Here is a 26356-nt window from a genome sequence, read left to right as displayed (position 1 = left end):
TCAGGCAGGATCCGCGGGGTGCGGGGCCATCGGCAGCAGCGAGGCCAGCCGCGCCTCGCACAGCTTCGCGAGCTCGGCGTAGCCCTCCTTGCCCATCAGCTCCGTCAGCTCGGGGCGGTACGACACGTACACCGGCTCGCCGGCGCCGTGCGCGGAGGTGGCCGACGTGCACCACCAGTGCAGGTCGTGGCCGCCCGGCCCCCAGCCGCGACGGTCGTACTCACCGATCGACACCTGGAGCACCCGCGTGTCGTCCGGCCGGTCGATCCATTCGTACGTCCGGCGGATCGGCAGCTGCCAGCAGACGTCGGGTTTGGTCTCCAGCGGCTCCCGGCCCTCCTTCACCGCGAGGATGTGGAGCGAGCAGCCCGCCCCGGCGGGGAACCCCGGCCGGTTCAGGAAGATGCACGCGCCGTCCCAGCGGCGGGTCTGCTTCTCCCCGTCGTCGTCGTGCTGCGTCCACCCGCTCTCGCTGCCGACGTCGTGGAACTGCCACAGCTCGGGCGTCAGGCGGGCGACGTGCTGCGCGACGCGCTTCTCGTCGTCCTCGTCGGAGAAGTGCGCGCCGAGCGTGCAGCAGCCGTCGTCGGCCCGGCCCGCCTGGATGCCCTGGCAGCCGCTGCCGAAGATGCAGGTCCAGCGGGAGGTGAGCCAGGTCAGGTCACAGCGGAAGACCTGCTCGTCGTCGGCGGGGTCGGGGAACTCCACCCAGGCCCGGGGGAAGTCGAGCCCCTTCTCGTCGGCCGCGACCACAGCCTTGTCCTTGCCACCCTTGGCGTTGGCCTTGGCCTTGGCCCTGGCTTTTGCCTTGACGGTGTCCTCGCCCGTGTCCTTCTGCGACCGGGTCTTGTTGGCCTTCTTCGTATTTGGCACAAACCCAAGCCTATGCGCCCCTTACTCAACCCCCGAGTCTTCCTCGCAGTAGCGTTTCCCCCTATGAGACTCGGTGTGCTGGATGTGGGTTCGAATACGGTCCATCTGCTGGTGGTGGACGCGCACCCTGGCGCGCGCCCGCAGCCGGCGCACTCGCACAAGGTGGAGATGAGGCTGGCGGAGCTGCTCGACGAGCGCGGCGCCGTCACTCCCGAAGGCGTCGAGCGTCTCGTCTCGGTGATCCGCGACGCGGTCCAGGCCGCCGAGGACAAGGGGTGCGAGGACGTCCTCCCCTTCGCGACCAGCGCCGTACGCGAGGCCACGAACGCGGACGAGGTCCTCGCGCGGGTCAAGGCCGAGACCGGCGTCGACCTGCCGGTGCTGAGCGGTGAGGACGAGGCCCGGCTCACCTTCCTCGCGGCCCGCCGCTGGTTCGGCTGGTCCGCCGGGAAACTGCTGGTCCTGGACATCGGCGGCGGCTCGCTGGAGATCGCGTACGGCATCGACGAGGATCCGGACGCGGCCGTCTCCCTCCCGCTGGGTGCGGGCCGCCTCACCTCGGGCTGGCTCCCGGGCGACCCGCCGGACGCGCTGGACATCCGGGCGCTACGGCGGCACGTGCGGGCGGAGATCGCCCGGACGGTCGGCGAGTTCCGCCGCTTCGGCGCGCCGGACCACGTGGTGGCCACCTCGAAGACCTTCAAGCAGCTGGCCCGCATCGCGGGCGCGGCCCGCTCGGCGGAGGGCCTGTACGTGCAGCGGGACCTGAGCCGCAAGTCCCTGGAGGAGTGGGTCCCGCGCCTGGCGGCGATGACCACGGTCCAGCGCGCGGCCCTCCCGGGCGTCTCGGAGGGCCGGTCGAACCAGCTCCTGGCGGGTGCGCTGGTGGCGGAGGCCACGATGGACCTCTTCGGCGTGGAGGAACTGGAGATCTGCCCGTGGGCCCTGCGCGAGGGCGTGATCCTGCGCAGGCTGGACCACATGCCGGCACCGGGGGCGTGAGGGGCTGGGCGTGAGCGCCGGGGCGCGGGGCTGGGCGGGGGGCTGGGCGGGGGGCTGGGCGGGCTGAGGGGCGGGGCTGGGCGTGCTTCGGTGTGCGGGAGCCGGGTGGGCGGCATCGGGGATGGGTACGGGGGTTTCCCGTCAGTCCCATTGTCCTTCCGTGTCGTGCCGGTCCCTCAAGGGCGCTCCTCCTTCGTCGTCGCGTCGCTGCGCGATGGCCTGCGGCCACCCTTGACCGACCGTCCCGCCCCGGAGATACGAAGACTGCCGGGAAGCCCCCGAAGGAACGGGCCGGGGGATGCCTTCAGGCGCGGGGCGGTCGGAGGCACCCAGGGAGATCCCGGTGGGCACGTTTCCCAGACGGGGCCCGTGACAGCCACCTGCCGGGTCGGGGCAGCGCGTCCGATCGCGAAGTGCTCCTCACGTCTCGGCGTCCGGCGGTCTTCCGGGGCTGGGCACGGCCGCCCCCGGATTGCTGTGCGTTTCTCACCAGCCGCGTCCGGCGGTCGTCCCGGGTCGGGGCTGGGCCGCCCCAGCTGACCGGCCGCGTCCGGCGGTCTCGGTCGGGACGTGCAGTGGTCAGAGGGTGAGCAGCCGCACGAGCAACACCGTCAGCGTGCCCGCCGTGAAGATCGACCCCAGCACGGTGGCGAAGAGGTCCATCCACTTGATGTCCCAGCCCTTGATCTCGAACCGGTCCGGCCTTTGCGGGTCGTACCGCACCGTGACGTACGCCCCCACGCGGAAGGCGCCTCCGACCTTTCCACGGCCGAACCGGGAGGTGTGTTCGCAGGCGCGCCCGTTCCGGTCCGTCCAAGCGGCAACCGGGCTGTAGAACGTGGTGCCTTCATCGCTGCGCGAGACGGTGTGCCGGACGATCCGAGCCTGGGCCTCGACACCGTGGCGGCGAAGTGAACGGGCGTAGCGCATGCCGTAGATGCCGAAGGCGAGGAAGAGGACGCCGATCGTCAGGGGGATGAGAGAGAAGAGCCATTCGCGTCCCATGATCTATGCGACGCCTGTGCCGGAGCGTTGGTTGCGGTCGGAGCGACGGTCCTCGGCCAGGTGTTCGGCAGTGTTCTGTTCTAACTGCCCCGGTTTGTGCGTCGGTTCGTGGGGTCGTTGCTCGCTGACCCGGATCCACTGCGGAGAGGGCGGGGTGTCGGTACCGCCCTTGGCCAGGAGCGCGTCATGAGGGGGCGCGCCTCCCCGGCCAGGGGGCAGGGTCGCCCCCCCGTGGCCCGCGTCACGGTCACCCCCGCTCCCGGGCCCGTACCCTGTCCTCGTGGCAGAACCAGTCCGTGTCCCGACCGCGAAAGTCGCCCTATCCACCGCCTCGGTCTATCCGGAGTCGACGGCGACCGCCTTCGAGATCGCCGCGCGCCTCGGTTACGACGGCGTCGAGGTGATGGTCTGGACGGATCCGGTCAGTCAGGACGTCGAAGCCCTGCGCCGGCTGTCGGATCACCACGGGGTACCGATCCTGGCCGTGCACGCGCCGTGTCTGCTGATCACCCAGCGGGTCTGGTCCACCGACCCGTGGACGAAGCTGCAGCGCGCCCGGGCCGCGGCCGAGCGGCTCGGGGCGAGCACCGTGGTCGTGCACCCGCCGTTCCGCTGGCAGCGCCAGTACGCGCGGGACTTCGTCACCGGCATCTGGCGGATGGCCGACGAGACCGACGTCCGGTTCGCCGTGGAGAACATGTACCCGTGGCGCTACCGCGACCGCGAGATGCTCGCCTACGCCCCCGAGTGGGACGTGACGAAGGACGACTACCGCCACTTCACCGTCGACCTGTCGCACACCGCGACCGCCCGTACCGACGCCTCCGCGATGATCGACCGGATGGGCGACCGGCTCGCACACATCCACCTCGCCGACGGGAACGGATCGGCCAAGGACGAGCACCTGGTCCCGGGCCGCGGGACGCAGCCCTGCGCCGAACTGCTGGAGGGCCTCGCGCGGACCTCGTTCGACGGGCACGTCGTGATCGAGGTCAACACCCGCCGGGCGATGTCCTCCGCCGAGCGCGAGGCCGACCTCGCCGAGGCGCTGGCCTTCACCCGCCTGCACCTCGCCACCGCCAGCACCGAGCGCGACGGGGCCCGCCGGCCGTGACCGATGCCCCTGACGCACCCAAGCCGCGCCGCCGCGGCCCCGGCCGGCCCCGGCAGGACGAGGCCGACGACGGCCCCGGCACCCAGGAGCGCATCCGGCTCGCCGCCCGCGAGGTGTTCGCGGAGCGCGGGTACGACAAGACGTCCGTACGCGGCATCGCGAAGGTCGCCGGCGTGGACCCGGCGCTGGTGCACCACTACTTCGGCAGCAAGGACGATCTCTTCGCCGCCGCCATCGAGGTCAGCATCGAGCCCGCCCTGGTGGTCCCCGCGATCATCGGCGAGGGCCCGGACGGCATCGGCGAGCGCCTCGCCCGCTACTTCCTGGGCGTGTGGGAGAACCCGGTCACCCGGGTCCCGCTGCTCGCCGTGATCCGCTCCGCGCTCACGCACGAGGCCGCCGCGAAGGTCCTGCGCGGGCTGGTCCTGCGGCGGCTCCTGGAGCGCGTCGCCGCCGACCTCGACGTCCCCGACCCGACCTTCCGGGCCGAGCTGGCCGCCTCCCACATGGTCGGCATCGCGATCCTGCGCTACGTGGTCCAGGTGGAGCCCCTCGCCTCCGCCGACCCGGAGAAGATCGTGGCCCTCGTTGCGCCCACGCTCCAGCGGTACCTGACCGAGGAATGAGCCCGCCGTCCCGACATCCGGACATGCTGTCCGGATCGCGGGCGGTGGGCGTAGCCTCGTACTGAGCCATATCCGCAGTCGCGGCTGACCGTACAGTCGCACTCATGGGGAGTGAAACCGCATGCCCGAGCTGAGGTCCCGCACCGTCACCCACGGCCGCAACATGGCAGGCGCGCGTGCGCTGATGCGCGCGTCGGGCGTAGCGAGCGCGGACATCGGCAAGCCGATCGTCGCGGTCGCCAACTCCTTCACCGAGTTCGTCCCCGGTCACACCCACCTGGCCCCCGTCGGCCGCATCGTCTCCGACGCCATCCGTGCCGCCGGTGCGATCCCGCGCGAGTTCAACACCATCGCGGTCGACGACGGCATCGCGATGGGCCACGGCGGCATGCTGTACTCCCTGCCGTCCCGCGACCTGATCGCGGACAGCGTGGAGTACATGGTCGAGGCGCACTGCGCCGACGCGCTGATCTGCATCTCCAACTGCGACAAGATCACCCCCGGCATGCTGATGGCCGCCATGCGCCTCAACATCCCGGTCGTCTTCGTCTCGGGCGGCCCGATGGAGGCCGGCCAGGCCACCCTCGTCGACGGCACCGTCCGCAAGCTCGACCTGATCGACGCCATGGTCGACGCCTCCAACGAGAACGTCTCGGACGCGGACGTGCTGCGCATCGAGGAGAACGCCTGTCCCACCTGCGGGTCCTGTAGCGGCATGTTCACCGCCAACTCGATGAACTGCCTCGCCGAGGCCATCGGCCTGGCCCTGCCCGGCAACGGCTCGGTCCTCGCCACGCACACCGCCCGCCGCGCCCTGTACGAGGACGCCGGCCGCACGGTCGTGGAGATCACCAAGCGCTACTACGAGGACGGCGACGAGTCCGTCCTCCCGCGCAACATCGCCACCCGCGAGGCCTTCGAGAACGCCATGGCCCTCGACATCGCGATGGGCGGCTCCACGAACACGATCCTGCACCTGCTGGCCGCCGCGCAGGAAGCGGGCCTGAAGTACGACCTCACCGACATCGACGCCGTCTCGCGCCGCGTCCCGTGCCTGGCCAAGGTCGCGCCGAACGTGGCGCCCGGCGGCACGTACTACATGGAGGACATCCACCGCGCCGGCGGCATCCCCGCCATCCTGGGCGAGCTGCACCGCGGCGGCCTCCTCAACAAGGACATCAACACCGTCCACTCGGACGGCCTCGAGGACTGGCTCGCGAAGTGGGACGCCCGCTCCGGCACGGCCACCGACACGGCGATGGAGCTGTGGCACGCGGCCCCCGGCTGTGAGCGCTCCGCCACCGCCTTCTCCCAGTCCAAGCGCTGGGAGACCCTCGACCTCGACGCCGAGGGCGGCTGCATCCGCTCGGTGCAGCACGCGTACTCCAAGGACGGCGGCCTCGCCGTGCTGCGCGGCAACATCGCCGTCGACGGCTGCGTCGTGAAGACCGCCGGCGTCGACGAGTCGATCTGGACCTTCGAGGGCCCGGCGGTCGTCTGCGAGTCCCAGGACGAGGCCGTCGACAAGATCCTCTCCAAGCAGATCAAGGAGGGCGACGTCGTCGTCATCCGCTACGAGGGCCCGCGCGGCGGCCCCGGCATGCAGGAGATGCTCTACCCGACCTCCTTCCTCAAGGGCCGCGGCCTCGGCAAGTCCTGCGCCCTGGTGACGGACGGCCGCTTCTCCGGCGGCACCTCGGGCCTGTCCATCGGCCACGCTTCCCCGGAGGCGGCCTCGGGCGGCACCATCGCGGTCGTCGAGGACGGCGACAGGATCCGCATCGACATCCCGAACCGGTCCATCGAGGTCCTCGTCGACGAAGCCACGCTGGCTGCCCGCCACGCGGCCCTCGGCGGCGTCTACGCCCCGAAGAACCGCGAGCGCAAGGTCTCCGCGGCCCTGCGCGCCTACGCCGCGATGGCCACCAGCGCCGACAAGGGCGCGGTCCGCGACGTCTCCCTCCTGGGCTGACGACCGACTCCGCCGGCGCCCCCGCACCCTCCGGTGCGGGGGCGCCGCCGTCTCACCAGGCGGCGGGGGCGTCGGCGGCCACCGCGAACACCGTCCCGTCGGGCGCGCTCCCGAAGAGCCGGCCGTCCCCGGCCACCGGGGCGGGCAGGGTCGCGGTGTAGGTGGCCGCCTTGCCGTCGGCCATCCGCGGCTTGGTCTGTCCCGCCGGCCGGCCGCTGGCGGCGTCGACGGCCAGCAGCCGGCCGTCCGGCGCCATCAGACAGACCCGACCGTCGGCGAAGACGGGGCGGGAAGCCACCGTCACGCCCGTCTCCGACCGCCATTGCTCCTTGGTCGCTCCGACCGCCACCAGCGCGCCGGAGGTCCCGGACAGGTACGTCGTCCCGTCCGGGGCGACCGTCGCCTCCGCGTCGAAGAGCGGCGCCGCCAGCCGGACCCGGTGCACGGTGCGCGTCGCCAGGTCGGCGCGCACGACGGAGGTGGTCTTGGCGGACGCGTCGATGTCCAGCAGGTACAGCCAGCCCTGCGCGGTGCCGACCGGCCGCAGCCACCCGGCCGTCCGCAGTTCCCGGCGCACCGTCCCGTTCGCCGGGTCCACCGAAGCGATCTGTGTGAACCCGCCGCCGCTCTCGGGCGTCGCCACGTACAGCTCGGGCGCCGGGCCTTGCGGTGCGCCGTCGTCCCACCAGGCGGATCCGAGTCCGCCGATCTGCTTGGTCCAGCGCGGTGCGCCGGTCGCCGGGTCCAGAGCCGTGACGCTGCCGCCCGGCCCCACCAGCAGGACCTGCCCGCCCGCGGCCACCGGCTGCGAGCCGCCCGGGAGTTCGTGCCTCCAGCGTTCGGCTCCCGTGCCCGGGTCCAGCGCCCGGAGCGTTTGGCTGCCCGGCACGACGACGAGGACCTGTCCGCCTGCGTGCTGCGGCGCGCTGACGGCCGTCGGCCCCTTGGCAGGCCCGGGCGCCTCCAGTGCCCACACCGTGGAGCCGTCCGCGGGGTCGAGCCGGGCCGCGGCGAGGCCCGGTCCGGCGCAGTAGAGGGCCGCTGCCTGCCAGGAGCAGGCCGCGGTACGGTTGCCGGTCGCGGGCTTGCCCAGGGGGACCGCCCACGGGGCGAAGGCCTTCTGCGGTGACGGATCCGACTTCGCGGCGATCTGGGCGGGCGGCCCGGCCGCCGTCCCGAACCGCTGGTAGCCGCCGACGGCCCCGCCCACGAGCAGCAGCCCGACCCCGACTCCGACCGCGATCCGGGCCCGTCGGCGGGACAGCCGAAGGGGCGGCGCCTCGGGCCCGGCCGCCAACCGCTCCCTCCGATGGGTGACCTGCTCCGCCTCGACGGGCCGGCGCGGTCGGGGGATGAAGGCCTGGGTGTCCTCGGCGGTCGGGTACGCGACCGCCCGCATCTCGCCGATCAGCGCCTCGGCGGTGGGCCGCTCCGCGGGATCCTTGGCCAGGCATCGCGCGACGAGGGGGACGAGCTGCGGCGGCAGCCCGCTCAGATCCGGTTCGCTGTGCACCACTTGGTACGCCACCAGATAGTGGCTGTCCGAGTCGAAGGGCCCGTGCCCCGTGGCCGCGTACACGAGCACCGCGCCCAGTGCGAAGACGTCCGCGGCCGTGCCCACATCGCGGGGCCGCTGGAACTGCTCGGGCGCCATGAACGGCGGGGTGCCGATCAGCTTGCCGGTCTCGGTCCGCAAGTCGCTGTCCGTCGGCCGGGAGATCCCGAAGTCGATGACGCGCACCCCGTCCGGAGCCATCAGCACGTTGCTGGGCTTCAGGTCCCGGTGCACCACGCCGGCCCGGTGGATGTCCCGCAGCGCCTCGGCCAGACCGGCGGCGAGCCGGGCCAGTTCGGCGGGGTCCAGCAGCCTTTCCCGTACCCGCTCGGTGAGCGTCGGCGCATCGATGAACAGCGTGGCCATCCACGGCCGTTCGGCGTCGGGATCGGCATCGACGACGGGCGCGGTGAACGCACCACTGACCCGGCGCGCGGCGGCGACCTCCTGCCGGAACCGGGCCCGGAACTCCGGGTCCACCGCGTGCTCGGGGTGCACGATCTTGACGGCGAGTTTCAGCCCCGAGCCGGACGTGGCCAGATGGACGACGCCCATCCCTCCGGAACCGAGCACCGATTCGAGCCGGTACTGCCCGGCGTACTCCGGAAAGCCCGCGTAGTCCGCGCGCAGCGAATGCACCGATCACCACCCCCGCCGGAGCCTAGTCGATGACCCCTGTGGGTCTCCAAGGTCCTGCTACCCTGCGCGAGTTGCGCACGGCAACACCCATGGGGGGAGATTTCGTATGTCAGTGGAGAACGATTCGAGCCAAGTCCAGAGCCTGGCGTCCGGCTCGGGCTACCCGTCCTACCCGGTCGCACCCGGCGTTCGCGTGAACGTCCGCAACGGCCCCGGCACCAACTACTCGGTGATCGACGTCCTGCCGTACGGCGCGATCGTCACGCTCCGCTGCCAGTGCGAGGGCACCACCATCTCGGGCCCGTACGGCACGACCGACATCTGGGACTGCATCGGCAACGGCCGTTTCGTCTCCGACGCGTACGTGAAGACGGGCAGCGACGGCTACGTCGTCACGCAGTGCGGCTGACCGTCCCGGACCCGTCTGACACGTGAGACACACCCGGCCCGACCGGCCCGGCGAGGGATAATCGCTGACGTGAGCGACGACCAGCGAGACCAGACCCCCGCCGAGCCGGCCCCGGTGCCCGCCGGCCCGCAGCCCGAGCCGATCCGGTTCTTCGGCACCACCTGGGTCGAGCACGACGGCGGCTACGCCCTGCTCCGCGTCGGTCTCGCCATCGGCTCGCTGGCCACCGCCATCGCCTCCGCCGTGCTGCTCCGCCTCGCCTACGAAGGTCTGGAGATCGGCAACGTCGGCCCCTTCCTCAGCATCTCCGTCGTCGTCCTCTTCGCGGTCGCCAGCTCCATCGCCTTCACCAAGACCTGGGCCTCCTTCAGCCGTCGCCCCGCCCCGTCCTCCGACGAGGCCGCCCTCAAGGGCCTGAAGACGATCGGTTTCATCGGCTCCCTCATCGCGTACTTCCTGCGCTGCCTCGGAGAGGCGCCGGGCGAGAAGCTCTGCCGCGCCGAGTACGAGCGCGCCCAGGTCGAATACGCCCGCCGCCGCAGCACCCGTACGGGGAACCCGGCCGCCCGCCGGCCCAAGCGCAAGAAGTAGCCCCGCGCGGCGCAGCGGCAGGAAGGCGCGGCGGGAGGAAGTGGCCCGCATCCATCCCGACGATTGACGTCACGGCACCGCCAGGAGCATTATTCATCACATGATGAATAACCAGGCCGAGGGAGACCCGGCCACCGTCCACGCCCATGACCTCACCGTCCGGCGCGGCACCGGCCGCACCCTCCGCACCGTCCTCGACGCCCTCGCCTTCGACGTCCCCCGCGGCCGCATCACCGGCCTCCTCGGCCCCTCAGGCTGCGGAAAGTCCACCCTCATGCGCGCCATCGTCGGGACCCAGGCCCACGTCACCGGCACCCTCGACGTCCTCGGCCACCCCGCCGGCCACCCCCGGCTCCGCTCCCGCATCGGCTACGTCACCCAGGCGCCCAGCGTCTACGACGACCTCACCGTCCGGCAGAACCTCGACTACTTCGCCGCCGTCCTCGACCCCGGCCGCGCCGCAGCCGACCGCCGAGCCGCCGCCGTCACCCGCGCCATCACCGACGTCGACCTCACCAGCCGCGCCGGCGCCCTCGCCGGCAACCTCTCCGGCGGCCAACGCAGCCGCGTCTCCCTCGCCGTCGCCCTGCTCGGCACCCCCGAGCTCCTGGTCCTCGACGAACCCACCGTCGGCCTCGACCCCGTCCTGCGCCGCGACCTGTGGAACCTCTTCCACGACATCACCGCCACCCGCGGCGCGACGATCCTCGTCTCCTCCCACGTCATGGACGAAGCCGAACGCTGCCACGACCTGCTCCTCATGCGCGAGGGCCGCATCCTCGCCCAGGACACCCCCGACGCACTGCGCACCCGCACCCACGCCACCACCGTCGAAGAAGGCTTCCTGCGCCTCGTCGACGAAGCCAACGCCAACGCCGCCGACGCCGCCGCATCCAACGTCACCGCCATCCGGGAGCAGACCCGATGAACGCCGCCCGCACCGCCGCCACCGCCGCCCGCGTCCTGCGCCAGCTCCGCCACGACCCGCGCTCCATCGCGCTGATGCTCCTGGTCCCCGTACTGATGCTCACCCTGCTGCGCTTCGTCTTCGACGGCAGCCCCAAGGCCTTCGACGGCATCGGCGCCTCGCTCCTCGGGATCTTCCCCCTCATCACCATGTTCCTGGTGACCTCCATCGCCACCCTGCGCGAACGCACCTCCGGAACCCTGGAACGCCTCCTCGCCATGCCGCTCGGCAAGGGCGACCTCATCGCCGGCTACGCCCTCGCCTTCGGCGCGGTCGCCGTCCTCCAGTCCCTCCTCGCCACCGGCCTCGCCCTCTGGGCCCTCGGCCTCGACGTCGTCGGATCCCCCTGGCTCCTCCTCCTCGTAGCCCTCCTCGACGCCCTCCTCGGCACCGCACTCGGACTCTTCGTCTCCGCCTTCGCCGCCTCCGAGTTCCAGGCCGTCCAGTTCATGCCGGCGGTGATCTTCCCCCAGCTGCTCCTCTGCGGCCTCTTCGCCGCCCGCGACACCATGCACCCCGTCCTCGAAGGGCTCTCCGACGTCCTGCCCATGTCCTACGCCGTCGACGGCATGACCCAGGTGCTCACCCACACCGACATGACCGCCGACTTCGTCCGCGACGCCGTGATCGTCGCCGCCTGCGCCCTGCTCGTCCTCGCCCTCGGCGCGGTCACCCTCCGCCGCCGGACGCCTTGACTCCTACGGGCCTGACCGCACTCCGGACAGCACCTCCCCCGTCCCCGCCCGGGTGCAAGGATGAGTACGTATACGTAGCTCACGCGCAAGAACTGTTCGGCGAGGTGGATCGGGAATGACCCAGACAGTCGCAGTCCTCGGTACCGGCAAGATCGGCGAGGCCCTGCTCAGCGGAATGATCCGCGGCGGCTGGCCCGCCTCGAAGCTCCTCGTCACCGCCCGCCGCACCGAACGGGCCGAGGAACTCCGCACCCGCTACGGGGTCGAGGCCGTCTCCAACGCCGAGGCCGCCAAGCGCGCCGACACCCTCATCCTCACCGTCAAGCCCCAGGACATGGCCAAGCTCCTCGACGAGCTCGCCCCGCACGTCCCCGCCGACCGCCTGGTCATCAGCGGCGCCGCCGGCGTCCCCACCGCCTTCTTCGAGGAGCGGCTCGCCCCCGGCACCCCCGTCGTCCGCGTCATGACGAACACCCCCGCCCTCGTCGACGAGGCCATGTCCGTCATCTCCGCCGGCAGCCACGCCACCGCCGAGCACCTCGCCCACACCGAGGAGATCTTCGGCGGCGTCGGCAAGACCCTGCGCGTCCCCGAGTCCCAGCAGGACGCGGCCACCGCCCTCTCCGGCTCCGGACCCGCCTACTTCTACTTCCTCGTCGAGGCCATGACCGACGCCGGCATCCTCCTCGGGCTGCCCCGCGCCCAGGCCCACGACCTCATCGTCCAGGCCGCCATCGGCGCCGCCGTCATGCTCCGCGACAGCGGCGAACACCCGGTCAAGCTCCGCGAAGCCGTCACCTCCCCGGCCGGCACGACGATCAACGCCATCGTCGAGCTGGAGAAGCACGGCGTACGCGCCGCCCTCATCGCCGCCCTCGAAGCGGCCCGCGACCGCAGCCGCGAGCTCGCCTCCGGCAACAGCTGACGCACCCGTACCGGTGGGGGTCCCGCGACACGCGGGACCCCCACCCGTCACGGCTCCAGCAACCCGATGGCCCGGTAAGCCCGGTCCACCACCGGCCGGGCCAGCTCCCTGGCCCGCCCGGCGCCCTCCCTCAGCGTCTTCTCCACCTCCGCCGGATCGCCCGCCAGTTCCGCGTGCCGCTCCTGCACGGGCCGCAGCAGCTCGACCACCGCGTCGGCGACATCCCGCTTCAGCGCCCCGTAACCGCCGTACCCGTCGGCGAGCACGGCAGGATCAGCCCCGGTGCACGCCGCCAGGATGTCCAGCAGATTGGCGACCCCCGGCCGAGCCTCCCGGTCGTAGACCACCGCGCCGTCCACGCTGTCGGTGACCGCCCGCATCACCTTCTTGCGCACGACCCCGGGCTCGTCGAGCAGATAGACGATCCCGGCCCCGCTCTCGTGGGACTTCCCCATCTTCGACGTCGGATCCTGCAGGTCCATGACCCGCGCGGCCACCGCCGGAAGCGTCGCCTTCGGCACGGTGAAGGTGTGCCCGTACCGCTGGTTGAACCGCACCGCCAGGTCCCGGGTCAGCTCGACGTGCTGGCGCTGGTCCTCCCCGACCGGCACCTCCTGCGCGCCGTACGCCAGGATGTCGGCCGCCATCAGTACGGGATAGGTGAGCAGCGACAGCCGCACCCCCTCCCCGGAGACCTGCGCCTTCGCCGCCTTCTCCTTGTACTGGATCATCCGCCGCAGCTCCCCGTCGGTGGCGGTGCACTCCAGGAGGTACGCCAGCCGGGTGTGCTCGTCGACATGGCTCTGCACGAAGAGGGTGCACCGCTGTGGATCCAGCCCGGCGGCCAGCAACAGCGTCGCCGCCTGCCGGCTCAGCCTTCGTACGCGAGCCGGTTCGTGCTCGACGGTCAGCGCATGCAGATCGACGACGCAGAACAGTGCGGACTCGGGCGTCAGGTCGGCGGCGACCCACTGCCGCACGGCCCCCAGGTAGTTGCCCAGCGTCAGGTGCCCGGTGGGCTTGATCCCGCTGAAGATCCTCGTCGTCGTCATGTCCTGCTCTCCCTGTGCGTGAAGTGGTGTCGGTGGCCACCGCGCCGGGCGACCGAGCCACTCCCGGGAGGGGAGAAACGAAAACGGCCGCCGTAGCGGCGGCCGTGAGCGCATGCGTGCTCGCGTGGAGGTCGGCCGCCGTCAGGCGGCCCACCAGCGAAGGCTGAGCGTGAGCGCATGCGTAGTCATGGGCCCAGCGTAGACGGCAGGGGCGGAGGGCGGCGGGAGTTTCGCGGATCCTGCGTGGCGGGCCCGCTGGGGGTTGACACTGGTGTGCCCGGTCCGTAAGGTTCTTCGAGTTGTCCGAAGTGAGCGCCGACCCCGGTCGGTCCCCGGACGGCCATCCCGCACTACACATTCGAACGAACGACGCACTCCGTCGTCTCGTTTTCATGCGTATTTGCGAATGAGGAATCCGCGTTCTAGGACGCAGCCGCCGATTAGGTTCGAGGGCAAGGAATCCGCTACTGTCTCACTCGTCGAAAGGGCCTAACAGCCCGGAAGACAAGCCCCGCTGACTGGGGGTCAGGCCCGAAAGGATCTGATAGAGTCGGACTCGCCGGAAAGGGAAACGCGAAAGCGAAAACCTGGAAAGCGAAGCGGGACTGACTCTGGTAGAGTCGGAAATGCAAGAACAGAACGAAAGCCCGGAGGAAAGCCCGAGAGGGTGAGTACAAAGGAAGCGTCCGTTCCTTGAGAACTCAACAGCGTGCCAAAAATCAACGCCAGAAGTTGATACCCCGTCCACTTCGGTGGATGAGGTTCCTTTGAAAAAGACCTGTAAGGCTTCCTCGTGGAGCACTTGCAGGCAACAACACAGCGAGGACGTTGTGGCGCGTCGGTCCTATTCCGACATGACGTGCCCGCTCTAAGTGATGTGTGCACCCGATTACGGGTAAACATTCATGGAGAGTTTGATCCTGGCTCAGGACGAACGCTGGCGGCGTGCTTAACACATGCAAGTCGAACGATGAAGCCCTTCGGGGTGGATTAGTGGCGAACGGGTGAGTAACACGTGGGCAATCTGCCCTTCACTCTGGGACAAGCCCTGGAAACGGGGTCTAATACCGGATACCACTCCTGCCTGCATGGGCGGGGGTTGAAAGCTCCGGCGGTGAAGGATGAGCCCGCGGCCTATCAGCTTGTTGGTGGGGTAATGGCCCACCAAGGCGACGACGGGTAGCCGGCCTGAGAGGGCGACCGGCCACACTGGGACTGAGACACGGCCCAGACTCCTACGGGAGGCAGCAGTGGGGAATATTGCACAATGGGCGAAAGCCTGATGCAGCGACGCCGCGTGAGGGATGACGGCCTTCGGGTTGTAAACCTCTTTCAGCAGGGAAGAAGCGAAAGTGACGGTACCTGCAGAAGAAGCGCCGGCTAACTACGTGCCAGCAGCCGCGGTAATACGTAGGGCGCAAGCGTTGTCCGGAATTATTGGGCGTAAAGAGCTCGTAGGCGGCTTGTCACGTCGGATGTGAAAGCCCGAGGCTTAACCTCGGGTCTGCATTCGATACGGGCTAGCTAGAGTGTGGTAGGGGAGATCGGAATTCCTGGTGTAGCGGTGAAATGCGCAGATATCAGGAGGAACACCGGTGGCGAAGGCGGATCTCTGGGCCATTACTGACGCTGAGGAGCGAAAGCGTGGGGAGCGAACAGGATTAGATACCCTGGTAGTCCACGCCGTAAACGTTGGGAACTAGGTGTTGGCGACATTCCACGTCGTCGGTGCCGCAGCTAACGCATTAAGTTCCCCGCCTGGGGAGTACGGCCGCAAGGCTAAAACTCAAAGGAATTGACGGGGGCCCGCACAAGCGGCGGAGCATGTGGCTTAATTCGACGCAACGCGAAGAACCTTACCAAGGCTTGACATATACCGGAAAGCATTAGAGATAGTGCCCCCCTTGTGGTCGGTATACAGGTGGTGCATGGCTGTCGTCAGCTCGTGTCGTGAGATGTTGGGTTAAGTCCCGCAACGAGCGCAACCCTTGTCCTGTGTTGCCAGCATGCCCTTCGGGGTGATGGGGACTCACAGGAGACCGCCGGGGTCAACTCGGAGGAAGGTGGGGACGACGTCAAGTCATCATGCCCCTTATGTCTTGGGCTGCACACGTGCTACAATGGCCGGTACAATGAGCTGCGATACCGTGAGGTGGAGCGAATCTCAAAAAGCCGGTCTCAGTTCGGATTGGGGTCTGCAACTCGACCCCATGAAGTCGGAGTCGCTAGTAATCGCAGATCAGCATTGCTGCGGTGAATACGTTCCCGGGCCTTGTACACACCGCCCGTCACGTCACGAAAGTCGGTAACACCCGAAGCCGGTGGCCCAACCCGTAAGGGAGGGAGCTGTCGAAGGTGGGACTGGCGATTGGGACGAAGTCGTAACAAGGTAGCCGTACCGGAAGGTGCGGCTGGATCACCTCCTTTCTAAGGAGCACAGTACCGATTGCAGACAAACGTTCTGCACGGTCAGCTCATGGGTGGAACGTTGATTAGTTGGCACGGTTTCCGAAACTCTCTGTAAGTACTGCTTCGGCGTGGAACACAGTGAAGTAGAGGTGATCGTGCTTGGCACGTTGTTGGGTCCTGAAGGTACGGCCGTAAGGTTGAGATCTTCAGTGCCGGCCCCAGTGAACTCGCCAGCTTGTCTGGTGGGGTGATGGGTGGCTGGTCGTTGTTTGAGAACTACACAGTGGACGCGAGCATCTGTGGCCAAGTTTTTAAGGGCGCACGGTGGATGCCTTGGCACCAGGAACCGATGAAGGACGTGAGAGGCCGCGATAGGCCCCGGGGAGCTGCCAACTGAGCTTTGATCCGGGGGTGTCCGAATGGGGAAACCCGGCAGTCGTCATGGGCTGTCACCCACTGCTGAACACATAGGCAGTGTGGAGGGAACGAGGGGAAGTGAAACATCTCAGTACCCTCAGGAAGAGAAAACAACCGTGATTCCGGGAGTAGTGGCGAGCGAAACCGGATGAGGCCAAACCGTATGCGTGTGATACCCGGCAGGGGTTGCGCATGCGGGGTTGTGGGAATGAGCTTGATCGGTCTGCCGGCCGGTCGGCGAGTCAGAAACCGTTGATGTAGTCGAAGGACATGCGAAAGGTCCGGCGTAGAGGGTAAGACCCCCGTAGACGAAACATCAGCGGCTTGCTTGCTCATCTCCCAAGTAGCACGGGGCCCGAGAAATCCCGTGTGAATCTGGCGGGACCACCCGCTAAGCCTAAATATTCCCTGGTGACCGATAGCGGATAGTACCGTGAGGGAATGGTGAAAAGTACCGCGGGAGCGGAGTGAAATAGTACCTGAAACCGTGTGCCTACAAGCCGTGGGAGCGTCGCTCATTGGGTTTACCCAATGGGTCGTGACTGCGTGCCTTTTGAAGAATGAGCCTGCGAGTTAGCGGTGTGTAGCGAGGTTAACCCGTGTGGGGAAGCCGTAGCGAAAGCGAGTCCGAATAGGGCGATTGAGTTGCACGCTCTAGACCCGAAGCGGAGTGATCTAGCCATGGGCAGGTTGAAGCGGAGGTAAGACTTCGTGGAGGACCGAACCCACCAGGGTTGAAAACCTGGGGGATGACCTGTGGTTAGGGGTGAAAGGCCAATCAAACTCCGTGATAGCTGGTTCTCCCCGAAATGCATTTAGGTGCAGCGTCGTGTGTTTCTTGCCGGAGGTAGAGCACTGGATAGGCGATGGGCCCTACCGGGTTACTGACCTTAGCCAAACTCCGAATGCCGGTAAGTGAGAGCACGGCAGTGAGACTGTGGGGGATAAGCTCCATGGTCGAGAGGGAAACAGCCCAGAGCATCGACTAAGGCCCCTAAGCGTACGCTAAGTGGGAAAGGATGTGGAGTCGCAGAGACAACCAGGAGGTTGGCTTAGAAGCAGCCACCCTTGAAAGAGTGCGTAATAGCTCACTGGTCAAGTGATTCCGCGCCGACAATGTAGCGGGGCTCAAGCGTACCGCCGAAGTCGTGTCATTGCAGCAATAGGGCCAACGCCCGCTGTGATGGGTAGGGGAGCGTCGTGTGCCGGGTGAAGCAGCAGCGGAAGCTAGTTGTGGACGGTTCACGAGTGAGAATGCAGGCATGAGTAGCGATACACACGTGAGAAACGTGTGCGCCGATTGACTAAGGGTTCCTGGGTCAAGCTGATCTGCCCAGGGTAAGTCGGGACCTAAGGCGAGGCCGACAGGCGTAGTCGATGGACAACCGGTTGATATTCCGGTACCCGCTTTGAAACGCCCAATATCGAATCAGGCGATGCTAAGTCCGTGAAGCCGTTCCGGACCCTTCGGGGAAAGGAAAGTGGTGGAGCCGACGAACCAGACTTGTAGTAGGTAAGCGATGGGGTGACGCAGGAAGGTAGTCCAGCCCGGGCGGTGGTAGTCCCGGGGTAAGGGTGTAGGCCGAGGGGTAGGCAAATCCGTCCCTCATTAAGGCTGAGACCTGATGCCGAGCCGATTGTGGTGAAGTGGATGATCCTATGCTGTCGAGAAAAGCCTCTAGCGAGTTTCATGGCGGCCCGTACCCTAAACCGACTCAGGTGGTCAGGTAGAGAATACCGAGGCGTTCGGGTGAACTATGGTTAAGGAACTCGGCAAAATGCCCCCGTAACTTCGGGAGAAGGGGGGCCATCACTGGTGATAGCACTTGCTGCTTGAGCTGGGGGTGGCCGCAGAGACCAGCGAGAAGCGACTGTTTACTAAAAACACAGGTCCGTGCGAAGCCGTAAGGCGATGTATACGGACTGACGCCTGCCCGGTGCTGGAACGTTAAGGGGACCGGTTAGTGACCTTTCGGGGTTGCGAAGCTGAGAACTTAAGCGCCAGTAAACGGCGGTGGTAACTATAACCATCCTAAGGTAGCGAAATTCCTTGTCGGGTAAGTTCCGACCTGCACGAATGGCGTAACGACTTCTCGACTGTCTCAACCATAGGCCCGGTGAAATTGCACTACGAGTAAAGATGCTCGTTTCGCGCAGCAGGACGGAAAGACCCCGGGACCTTTACTACAGTTTGATATTGGTGTTCGGTTCGGCTTGTGTAGGATAGGTGGGAGACTTTGAAGCAGCCACGCCAGTGGTTGTGGAGTCGCCGTTGAAATACCACTCTGGTCGTGCTGGATGTCTAACCTCGGTCCGTGATCCGGATCAGGGACAGTGTCTGATGGGTAGTTTAACTGGGGCGGTTGCCTCCCAAAGGGTAACGGAGGCGCCCAAAGGTTCCCTCAGCCTGGTTGGCAATCAGGTGTTGAGTGTAAGTGCACAAGGGAGCTTGACTGTGAGACCGACGGGTCGAGCAGGGACGAAAGTCGGGACTAGTGATCCGGCGGTGGCTTGTGGAAGCGCCGTCGCTCAACGGATAAAAGGTACCCCGGGGATAACAGGCTGATCTTCCCCAAGAGTCCATATCGACGGGATGGTTTGGCACCTCGATGTCGGCTCGTCGCATCCTGGGGCTGGAGTCGGTCCCAAGGGTTGGGCTGTTCGCCCATTAAAGCGGTACGCGAGCTGGGTTTAGAACGTCGTGAGACAGTTCGGTCCCTATCCGCTGTGCGCGTAGGAATATTGAGAAGGGCTGTCCCTAGTACGAGAGGACCGGGACGGACGAACCTCTGGTGTGCCAGTTGTCCTGCCAAGGGCATGGCTGGTTGGCTACGTTCGGGAGGGATAACCGCTGAAAGCATCTAAGCGGGAAGCCTGCTTCAAGATGAGTATTCCCACCTCCTTGAGAGGGTAAGGCTCCCAGTAGACGACTGGGTTGATAGGCCAGATGTGGAAGCCCGGTAACGGGTGAAGCTGACTGGTACTAATAGGCCGAGGGCTTGTCCTCAGTTGCTCGCGTCCACTGTGTTAGTTCTGAAATAACGAACAGCTGTGTCAACACCAGCGTTCAAATTTCATAGTGTTTCGGTGGTCATAGCGTTAGGGAAACGCCCGGTTACATTTCGAACCCGGAAGCTAAGCCTTTCAGCGCCGATGGTACTGCAGGGGGGACCCTGTGGGAGAGTAGGACGCCGCCGAACAATCATTGTGGGAAAGCCCCGCACCTTATGGTGCGGGGCTTTTCTGCGTTTACGGGCAGATCGGGCTCGAGCGGGCCGGCCGCGTGCCTCCCGTCTGTCGTCCGAATGGCCGCAGCAGTCCGGTGACGCGTCGTCGGCGGCCCGGCGAGACGGGCCCTACGTCCCTTTAGTTCGTACTGTGGGGGTATGGGCTACGACCTCGTCATCTTCGACAACGACGGCGTGCTGGTGGACAGCGAGCCGCTCGCCAACAGCATCCTCGCCGGGTACCTGACCGAGCTGGGGCACCCGACCACCTACGAGGAGTCGGTCCGCGACTACATGGGGAGCGCCGTGCACCGGGTGCACGACCTCGTCGTCGAGCGGACCGGGCAGCAGCTGCCGGCCGACTTCGACGAGACCCTGCACGCGCGGACCGTCGCCGCGTTCGAGCAGGACCTGAAGCCCGTCCCCGGCGTGGAGGAGGTGCTGGGCGCGCTGACCGCGCAGGGGGTCGGGTACTGCCTTGCCTCCTCCGGAAGTCACGACCGGATCCGGGTCGGGCACCGGGTGGCCGGGCTCGACGGGTGGTTCGAGGAGGAGTGGATCTTCAGCGCGCAGGACGTCGGCCAGGGGAAGCCGGCTCCCGACCTGTACCTGCACGCGGCGCGGCAGATGGGCGTGGAGCCCTCCCGGTGCGTGGTCATCGAGGACAGTCCGCTCGGCATCCAGGCCGCCGTCGCCGCGGGCATGGACGTGTACGGGTTCACGGGCATGCTGCCCGCCGACCGGCTCGCCGGAGCCACCGGACACTTCGGTGACATGAAGCAGCTCACCGGACTGCTCGGGCTGGAGGCCGGACTGGGTATGTGATCTCTCTACCCACGGGTAGCCCGTGGCCCTACGCTGACCCGCCATGACGGATGATGTGCGGCTGCGGCGCGGCCGCGGCGCCCTGGGGTTCAGTTTCTTCGTGCAAGGCGTCGCCTTCGCACTGCTCGTGACGCGGATCCCGGCCATCCAGGACCGGTACGGGATATCCGACGGCCTACTGCCCGCCTTCCTCGCCGCCGTGCCGGTCCTCGCGGGGGCGTCGAGCGTGGCCACCGAGCACCTGGTGAAGCGGGTGCCGCCCAGCGTCGTACTGCGGTGGGCGCAGCCGCTGGTGCTGCTGTCCCTGCTGGGCGTCGGAGCCGGCGGCCAGATGTGGCACGTGGCGGTGGCGCTGGGGGCGTTCGGGCTGTCGGTGGGTGCGCTGGACGCCTCGATGAACATGCTCGGGGTCAGCCTGCAGCGCGCGTACGGGCGGAGCATCATGCTGGGCTTCCACGCCGCGTACAGCCTCGGCGGGATCCTGGGGGCATCGGCCGCGTGGGCGGGGGCGCACTGGGAGCTGAACCTCTTCGTCAGCTATCTGCCGGCCGTGGCCGTGCTGTTGCCGCTGGCGCTGCTGGGGAGCCGGCGCTACGTCGACGGGACGGCGGGCCAGGGGGAGAGCGGCGAGAAGGGAACGGGGAGCGGCGGCTTCAAGCTGCTGCTGCCGCTCTGCCTGGTGATGGCGTGCGCGTACATCGGTGACTCGACGGTGGCGAACTGGAGTGCCAAGTACCTCCAGGACGTGCTCGGGAGCTCGGAGCAGATGGCGACCGTCCCCTACAACGTGTACATGGTGACCACCCTCGTGGGGCGGGCCGTCGGGGACCTGGGCGTGCGGCGCTTCGGGGCGGCGGCCGTGGTGCGGGCCGGGACGCTGGTGGCGGCCGCCGGGTTCGCCGTGGTGGCGGCGGCGCCGGGGGCGTGGGTGGGGATGCTCGGTTTCACGCTGCTGGGGATCGGGCTGTGCGTGATCGTGCCGCAGACCTTCGCCGCCGCGGGACGCCTGTTCCCGGGGGCGTCCGACACGGCCGTCGCGCGGCTCAACATCTTCAACTACGTCGGCTTCCTGATCGGGTCTCCGCTCGTCGGGGCGGTCGGCGACGCCTGGAGCTACCGGGGCGCGATGCTGGTGCCGATGGCGCTGGTCCTGGTGACACTCTTCCAAGCCCGCTCGTTCGGCTCCGAGGCCGCCCGATACGGTGTGCGGCATGAGCGGCGAGCCGGTGACCGGGCTGTTGATGTGGGACGAGGCGGTAACGAGGTATGACTTCGGACCGAGCCATCCGATGGACCCGGTGCGCCTGGCGCTGACCATGGGCCTGGTGCGCGCCTTCGGGCTGGACCGGGCGATGGAGGTACGGGCGGCGCCCGCGGCCGGGGACTCGACGCTGCGGCTGGTCCATCGGGAGGACTACGTCGCCGCGGTGCGCGAGGTGTCCGCCGATCCGGGGTGCGCGGACGGTTCGTACGGGCTGGGGACCCTGGACGATCCGGCCTTCCACGGGATGCACGAGGCCTCCGCGCTGATCGCCGGGCAGTCCGTGGCGGGCGCGGAGGCGCTCTGGCACGGCGAGGCCGAGCACGCCGTGAACTTCGCCGGCGGGCTGCACCACGCGATGCCGGGCGGGGCGGCCGGTTTCTGCGTCTACAACGACGCTTCGCTGGCGGTGGCGCGGTTGCTGGAGCTGGGAGCCGAGCGGGTCGCCTACGTGGACGTGGACGTGCACCACGGGGACGGCGTGCAGGCTGCCTTCTGGGACGACCCGCGGGTGCTGACCATCTCGATGCACGAGCATCCGCGGACGCTGTTCCCGCAGACGGGCTGGCCCGAGGAGACCGGCGGCCCGGGCGCGGAGGGGTCGGCGGTGAACATCGCGCTGCCCGCAGGGACCGGGGACGCGGGCTGGCTGCGGGCCTTCCACGCGGTCGTGCCGGAGCTGCTGGCGGACTTCCGGCCACAGGTACTGGTGACCCAGCACGGGGCCGATACGCACTTCGAGGACCCCCTCGCCCACCTGGCGGTCTCGCTGGACGCCCAGCGGGCCGTCCAGGAGGCCTGTCACCGGCTCGCGCACGAGTACGCGGACGGGCGGTGGCTGGCGCTGGGCGGGGGCGGGTACGCGGTGGTGGACGTCGTCCCGCGGTCGTGGACGCATCTGGTGGGGATCGCCGCGCACCGGCCGGTGGATCCCGAGACGGCAGTGCCCGCCTCGTGGCGGGACGAGGCGTACGCGCGGACGCGGCAATTGGCGCCGGCCCGGATGACGGACGGGCGGACCCCGTCGTGGCCGGATTGGGACGCGGGCTACGACCCGGCGGACCGGACGGACCAGGCCGTTCTGGCGACGCGGCGGGCGGTGTTCCCGCTGCGCGGCATGCTGACCTGAGCGTGCGGTCGGACTTGCCGCATCGTTACGCCAACTGTGGGGCTGTTCGCTGGAATTGATGACCCGCCAGATGGGTTGGGGCAGCATCGGAGGGTGTTGAGCACCGGCGCGCTGCGTGCGCATCTACTGGCCGCCCGGTTGGCCGGGCCCGTCGCCACGTCCCGGGAGGCGAGCCTGCGCAGTTACCGGCTGTTCGCGGCGCGGGACCCGCGGGTGATGCTGGGGCTGGATCCGGAGTGGGCGTGGGGCGAGGGTGATCTGCTGAGGCTGATGGCGGACAAGTGCGGGGTCTCGGCGGATCCGGCGCACGTCAGCGGGCCGGACGTGATCGATCCGGAGCGGACGGTGGCCGCACTGGAGGCGTTCGCGGGGCGGCTGTGCGAGGCGGCGAGGGTGCGGTCGCCGGTGTTGTTCGGGACGGGCCATCCGCATCGACTCCTGGGCTTCTACGCCGGTTTGGCGGAGGCGTTGTCGGCGGCGGGATGTGTTGTCCTCACCCCGGCGCAGGGGGTCAGTGTCGACATGACGACGCGGTTCGGCGTACGCACGCACAGCATCGAATACGTACGGGGGGTCGCACTGGTGCGGGAACCCGGCGTGCGGGTGCCGGGGAGTGCGACCGGCGTGCACACCCATTCGCCGCTGCCGGTTCGGGTGGTGCTGGGGGCCCTCGCAGAGGCCGGCGGGCCGCTGCCGGAGCTGGTGGTGGGCGACCACGGGTGGGTCTGCGGTGCAGGTCAGCTCGGTGTGGAGGCCATCGGGCTGGCGGATACGGATGATCCGGCGCTGTTCGTCGGGGAGGCCGAGGGGCGGGTCTCGGTGGCCGTTCCACTTGATGACGCGGTGCGAGCGGACTACTACCGACCGCTCGCGCGGTACGTGCTCGGCCGCGCGAGCCTGACGGGGCGGCAGGAGTGGCCGTAGCTCCTCTTCCCCACTCGTATCACGCGCCCCTACTCTGGGGAGTGAGCGTGCGACGACGAGGAGTAACCGGAGGGGAAGCCGGTGCCCGTCATGCGCGGAAGGTCAAGGTGTGTCATGGCTGCTGGCGAGAGGCCTCTTAGTGAGGTTCAGTTCCTGACCGTGGCGGAGGTCGCCTCGGTGATGCGAGTGTCGAAGATGACCGTGTACCGGCTGGTGCACAACGGTCATCTGCCCGCAATCCGGGTGGGCCGGTCCTTCCGGGTCCCCGAGAACGCGGTTCACGAGTACCTCCGAGAGTCCTATGTGGGGGTGGAGTCGGCCTGAGACTGAGGCTCGGGAAGCCCCTGGCTACGACGCGGAAGCGCTCGGATTACAAGCTCAGAGCTCGGGCGGGTAGGCTAGGCCGACGTAGGTCGTGTGGGCCCAGACGCCCCGCACCAGTGAAGAGAAGTGAGCGAGGGTAGTCGTGGGCTCTGTTATCAAGAAGCGGCGCAAGCGGATGGCTAAGAAGAAGCACCGCAAGCTGCTCAAGCGCACCCGCGTCCAGCGCCGTAACAAGAAGTAAACGGCAGCTGTACGTGTTCTCCGCAGCCCCTCCACCATTCTTGGTGGAGGGGCTGCGGTGCAGCCGGGGGACTTCTCGAGGGAGGCGCTGAGCTCGTGGGGAAGGTCGTACTCGTCACCGGGGCTGCCCGGCAGTTGGGCGGCCGCTTCGTGCGCCGGATCCAGCGTGATCCGGACGTCGAGCGGGTGATCGCGGTGGACGCCGCGACACCGCCGCACCGGCTCGGATCGGCGGAGTTCGTCCGTACGGACATCAGACAGTCGGCGATCGCCAGAGTGCTGGCCGAGCACGCCGTGGACACGGTGGTCCATCTGGCGGTCACCGGAGGCAGTGCGGGAACGGGCGGTGTGCACAGCACCGTCAAGGAAACGAACGTCATCGGCACCATGCAGCTCCTCGGTGCCTGCCAGAAGTCGCCGACGGTACGGCGGCTCGTGGTGAAGTCCAGCACCAGCGTCTACGGCGGCACTCCCCGGGACCCGGCCGTCTTCACCGAGACCACGGAGCCGAAATCCCTGCCGGCGGGCGGCTTCGCCAAGGATGCCGCCGAGGTCGAGGGCTACGTACGGGGCTTCGCGCGCAGGCGGCCGGACGTGGCCGTGTGCGTCCTGCGGTTCGCGAACATCTTGGGGCCCTTCGCGGACTCGGCGCTCGCCGAGTACTTCTCGATCCCGGTGATGCCGACCGTACTGGGGTACGACCCGCGGCTGCAGTTCGTGCACGAGGACGACGTCCTCGAAGTGCTGCGACTGGCAGCGGGGGAGCCCAGGCGAGGGACCCTGAACAGCGGGACGTTCAACATTGCGGGTGACGGCGTACTGCTGCTGTCGCAGTGCTCGCGGCGGCTCGGGCGGCCCACGCTGCCACTGCTGCTGCCCGCGTTGAACTGGGTGGGCGCCGCGCTGCGGGCGGTCGGGGCCAGCGACTTCTCGCCGGAGCAGATAAGGCTGCTCACCCATGGCCGGGTCGTGGAGACCACGCAGATGCGTGAGGTCCTCGGCTTCGAGCCGCTCTACACGACCGCCGAGACCTTCGCGGACTTCGCACGGAGCCGGGGAACCGGGCTGCTGCCGCCGGAGCGGGTCGGACGGGCCGTGGACCGGGTGGCGGCCATGCTGGACGCAGGGGGGCTCGGTGGGCTCAAGGACGACGCCTACGCGGCTGAAGGAGCGAAGCGATAGTGGCGGACGCCAAGGTCATTCCGTTCGACGAGGACCGGCCGCGGCGGCGGATCCCCCGCCGTGTGCGGGCGGTGCCCGCTGCCGAGCCGGTCGTGGAGCCCCCTGCGGCTCCCGAGCCGGCGCCGGCCGCGGCGCCCGGCGACAGCTGGGACCGGCGGATCGCCGGCGGGCTGGCGTTCCTGCGGCGGCGGGTCACCGGGGACTACGAGGTCGACGACTTCGGCTACGACAAGGAGCTGACGGACCAGGTCCTGATGTCCTTGATGCGGCCGCTGTACGACAAGTACTTCCGGGTCGAGGTCAAGGGCATCGAGAACATCCCGGCGGAGGGCGGCGCGCTGATCGTGGCGAACCACTCCGGGACGCTCCCGCTCGACGGGCTGATGCTCCAGGTCGCCGTGCACGACCACCACCCGGCCGAGCGGCACCTGCGGCTGCTGGCGGCGGACCTGGTGTTCATGCTGCCGGTGGTCAACGAGCTGGCCCGCAAGGCGGGGCACACCCTGGCGTGCGCGGAGGACGCGCAGCGGCTGCTGGAGGCAGGGGAACTGGTCGGTGTGATGCCGGAGGGCTTCAAGGGGATAGGGAAGCCGTTCGGGGACCGGTACAAGCTGCAGCGGTTCGGGCGCGGCGGCTTCGTGTCGACGGCGCTGCGGGCGGGGACGCCGATCGTGCCGTGCTCGATCGTGGGGGCGGAGGAGATCTACCCCATGGTCGGCAACGCGAAGACGCTGGCACGGCTGCTGGGGGTCCCGTACTTCCCGATCACGCCGACCTTCCCGTGGCTGGGGCCGCTGGGCGCGGTGCCGTTGCCGACGAAGTGGACGATCCAGTTCGGGGAACCGATCCCGACGGACGGGTACGCCGCCGAGGCGGCGGAGGACCCGATGCTGATGTTCAACCTGACGGACCAGGTGCGGGAGCAGATCCAGCACACGCTCTACAAGCTGCTGGTACAGCGGCGGTCCGTGTTCTTCTGACGCACTGTCGGCG

Annotated in this window: 21 protein-coding genes and 3 rRNA genes; 20 read left to right on the top strand and 4 right to left on the bottom strand. The window is 68.5% G+C overall.

Translation table 11 applies throughout. The features are described from left to right. A complete protein-coding gene (locus OG386_RS20400) occupies window positions 1–753 on the bottom strand; it encodes a hypothetical protein (protein ID WP_384838672.1) in 753 nt (250 codons plus the stop codon). Between the two features lie 183 nt (window positions 754–936). Between OG386_RS20400 and OG386_RS20395 the strand changes: the two genes are divergently transcribed. Beyond that, window positions 937–1875 carry a Ppx/GppA phosphatase family protein gene (locus OG386_RS20395; RefSeq protein ID WP_327383937.1) on the top strand — a complete coding sequence of 313 codons (939 nt, stop codon included), beginning with the start codon at window positions 937–939 and terminating at the stop codon, window positions 1873–1875. A 579-nt stretch (window positions 1876–2454) separates the two neighbouring features. Here OG386_RS20395 and OG386_RS20390 read toward each other — a convergent pair. Continuing rightward, window positions 2455–2880 carry a DUF3592 domain-containing protein gene (locus tag OG386_RS20390; RefSeq protein ID WP_328789345.1) on the bottom strand — a complete coding sequence of 142 codons (426 nt, stop codon included), beginning with the start codon at window positions 2878–2880 and terminating at the stop codon, window positions 2455–2457. Window positions 2881–3160: 280 nt separating this feature from the next. On the opposite strand from OG386_RS20390, the gene OG386_RS20385 reads away from it, so the two are divergent. The 3 genes from OG386_RS20385 to ilvD all read left to right on the top strand — a co-directional run bounded on the left by OG386_RS20385 (window position 3161) and on the right by ilvD (window position 6592). Further along, the gene (locus tag OG386_RS20385) at window positions 3161–3994 is read left to right on the top strand and encodes a sugar phosphate isomerase/epimerase family protein (RefSeq protein ID WP_327383935.1); all 834 of its coding nucleotides are present in this window, start codon (window positions 3161–3163) and stop codon (window positions 3992–3994) included. Continuing rightward, complete coding sequence (locus OG386_RS20380; protein WP_328789344.1) at window positions 3991–4620, top strand: TetR/AcrR family transcriptional regulator; 630 nt, start codon at window positions 3991–3993, stop codon at window positions 4618–4620. Before OG386_RS20385 ends, OG386_RS20380 begins: the two co-directional genes overlap by 4 nt. 121 nt (window positions 4621–4741) lie before the next feature. Further along, window positions 4742–6592: a dihydroxy-acid dehydratase gene (gene ilvD / locus OG386_RS20375; protein WP_328789343.1), complete on the top strand. Its 1851-nt coding sequence runs from the start codon at window positions 4742–4744 to the stop codon at window positions 6590–6592. 52 nt (window positions 6593–6644) lie between these two features. Here the strand turns inward: ilvD and OG386_RS20370 are convergent, their stop codons facing one another. Next, window positions 6645–8786, bottom strand: coding sequence for a serine/threonine-protein kinase (locus tag OG386_RS20370; protein WP_328789342.1), 2142 nt, complete (start codon window positions 8784–8786; stop codon window positions 6645–6647). Between the two features lie 106 nt (window positions 8787–8892). On the opposite strand from OG386_RS20370, the gene OG386_RS20365 reads away from it, so the two are divergent. From OG386_RS20365 to proC, 5 genes are all read left to right on the top strand, one after another. After that, the gene (locus OG386_RS20365) at window positions 8893–9195 is read left to right on the top strand and encodes a peptidase (protein ID WP_328789341.1); all 303 of its coding nucleotides are present in this window, start codon (window positions 8893–8895) and stop codon (window positions 9193–9195) included. A gap of 69 nt (window positions 9196–9264) precedes the next feature. Continuing rightward, window positions 9265–9786 (top strand): hypothetical protein, encoded by a 522-nt coding sequence (locus tag OG386_RS20360; protein ID WP_328789340.1) that lies wholly within the window; start codon window positions 9265–9267, stop codon window positions 9784–9786. Window positions 9787–9886: 100 nt separating this feature from the next. Then, entirely contained in the window at window positions 9887–10714 is an 828-nt protein-coding gene (locus OG386_RS20355) for an ABC transporter ATP-binding protein (RefSeq protein ID WP_328789339.1), read from the top strand. Next, a complete protein-coding gene (locus tag OG386_RS20350; RefSeq protein ID WP_328789338.1) occupies window positions 10711–11448 on the top strand; it encodes an ABC transporter permease in 738 nt (245 codons plus the stop codon). Before OG386_RS20355 ends, OG386_RS20350 begins: the two co-directional genes overlap by 4 nt. A 115-nt stretch (window positions 11449–11563) precedes the next feature. Further along, window positions 11564–12373: a pyrroline-5-carboxylate reductase gene (proC, locus tag OG386_RS20345; protein ID WP_030010823.1), complete on the top strand. Its 810-nt coding sequence runs from the start codon at window positions 11564–11566 to the stop codon at window positions 12371–12373. Window positions 12374–12420: 47 nt separating this feature from the next. Here the strand turns inward: proC and trpS are convergent, their stop codons facing one another. Beyond that, window positions 12421–13425, bottom strand: a complete 1005-nt coding sequence (trpS, locus tag OG386_RS20340; protein ID WP_328789337.1) for a tryptophan--tRNA ligase — start codon at window positions 13423–13425, stop codon at window positions 12421–12423. A 902-nt stretch (window positions 13426–14327) separates the two neighbouring features. Between trpS and OG386_RS20335 the strand changes: the two genes are divergently transcribed. From OG386_RS20335 to OG386_RS20285, 11 genes are all read left to right on the top strand, one after another. Continuing rightward, a 16S ribosomal RNA gene (locus OG386_RS20335) occupies window positions 14328–15852 on the top strand. A 283-nt stretch (window positions 15853–16135) separates the two neighbouring features. Beyond that, window positions 16136–19258 (top strand): 23S ribosomal RNA (locus OG386_RS20330). A gap of 76 nt (window positions 19259–19334) precedes the next feature. Next, window positions 19335–19451, top strand: a 5S ribosomal RNA gene (rrf, locus tag OG386_RS20325). Together the 16S, 23S and 5S rRNA genes form the textbook arrangement of a ribosomal RNA operon. Window positions 19452–19637: 186 nt before the next feature. After that, window positions 19638–20303 (top strand): HAD family hydrolase, encoded by a 666-nt coding sequence (locus OG386_RS20320; RefSeq protein ID WP_328789336.1) that lies wholly within the window; start codon window positions 19638–19640, stop codon window positions 20301–20303. 43 nt (window positions 20304–20346) lie between these two features. Continuing rightward, entirely contained in the window at window positions 20347–21573 is a 1227-nt protein-coding gene (locus OG386_RS20315) for an MFS transporter (protein ID WP_328789335.1), read from the top strand. Then, complete coding sequence (locus OG386_RS20310) at window positions 21545–22693, top strand: acetoin utilization protein AcuC (RefSeq protein ID WP_328793302.1); 1149 nt, start codon at window positions 21545–21547, stop codon at window positions 22691–22693. The genes OG386_RS20315 and OG386_RS20310 overlap by 29 nt, the downstream gene beginning before the upstream one ends. Before the next feature lie 93 nt (window positions 22694–22786). Further along, window positions 22787–23617 (top strand): phosphatase, encoded by an 831-nt coding sequence (locus tag OG386_RS20305; RefSeq protein ID WP_328789334.1) that lies wholly within the window; start codon window positions 22787–22789, stop codon window positions 23615–23617. Between the two features lie 114 nt (window positions 23618–23731). Further along, window positions 23732–23941, top strand: coding sequence for a helix-turn-helix domain-containing protein (locus OG386_RS20300; RefSeq protein WP_008738568.1), 210 nt, complete (start codon window positions 23732–23734; stop codon window positions 23939–23941). 142 nt (window positions 23942–24083) lie between these two features. Beyond that, complete coding sequence (locus tag OG386_RS20295) at window positions 24084–24182, top strand: 30S ribosomal protein bS22 (RefSeq protein WP_003948845.1); 99 nt, start codon at window positions 24084–24086, stop codon at window positions 24180–24182. Between the two features lie 95 nt (window positions 24183–24277). Next, on the top strand, window positions 24278–25363 hold the full coding sequence (locus OG386_RS20290; RefSeq protein WP_328789333.1) for an NAD-dependent epimerase/dehydratase family protein: 1086 nt from the start codon (window positions 24278–24280) through the stop codon (window positions 25361–25363). Further along, entirely contained in the window at window positions 25363–26343 is a 981-nt protein-coding gene (locus OG386_RS20285) for a lysophospholipid acyltransferase family protein (RefSeq protein ID WP_189733652.1), read from the top strand. Before OG386_RS20290 ends, OG386_RS20285 begins: the two co-directional genes overlap by 1 nt. Window positions 26344–26356 lie beyond the last annotated feature (13 nt).

This window comes from Streptomyces sp. NBC_00273 (assembly GCF_036178145.1).
Taxonomy (GTDB): Bacteria; Actinomycetota; Actinomycetes; order Streptomycetales; family Streptomycetaceae; genus Streptomyces.
This window is presented reverse-complemented; position numbering and strand designations above follow the sequence as displayed.

Coding starts and splice junctions, on each gene's coding strand:
- OG386_RS20310 (WP_328793302.1), top strand. CDS start 21,545: ATGTGGGACGAGGCGGTAACGAGGTATGACTTCGGACCGAGCCATCCG.
- trpS (WP_328789337.1), bottom strand. CDS start 13,425: ATGACGACGACGAGGATCTTCAGCGGGATCAAGCCCACCGGGCACCTG.
- OG386_RS20365 (WP_328789341.1), top strand. CDS start 8,893: ATGTCAGTGGAGAACGATTCGAGCCAAGTCCAGAGCCTGGCGTCCGGC.
- OG386_RS20355 (WP_328789339.1), top strand. CDS start 9,887: ATGATGAATAACCAGGCCGAGGGAGACCCGGCCACCGTCCACGCCCAT.
- OG386_RS20320 (WP_328789336.1), top strand. CDS start 19,638: ATGGGCTACGACCTCGTCATCTTCGACAACGACGGCGTGCTGGTGGAC.
- OG386_RS20350 (WP_328789338.1), top strand. CDS start 10,711: ATGAACGCCGCCCGCACCGCCGCCACCGCCGCCCGCGTCCTGCGCCAG.
- ilvD (WP_328789343.1), top strand. CDS start 4,742: ATGCCCGAGCTGAGGTCCCGCACCGTCACCCACGGCCGCAACATGGCA.
- OG386_RS20300 (WP_008738568.1), top strand. CDS start 23,732: ATGGCTGCTGGCGAGAGGCCTCTTAGTGAGGTTCAGTTCCTGACCGTG.
- proC (WP_030010823.1), top strand. CDS start 11,564: ATGACCCAGACAGTCGCAGTCCTCGGTACCGGCAAGATCGGCGAGGCC.
- OG386_RS20390 (WP_328789345.1), bottom strand. CDS start 2,880: ATGGGACGCGAATGGCTCTTCTCTCTCATCCCCCTGACGATCGGCGTC.
- OG386_RS20395 (WP_327383937.1), top strand. CDS start 937: ATGAGACTCGGTGTGCTGGATGTGGGTTCGAATACGGTCCATCTGCTG.
- OG386_RS20315 (WP_328789335.1), top strand. CDS start 20,347: ATGACGGATGATGTGCGGCTGCGGCGCGGCCGCGGCGCCCTGGGGTTC.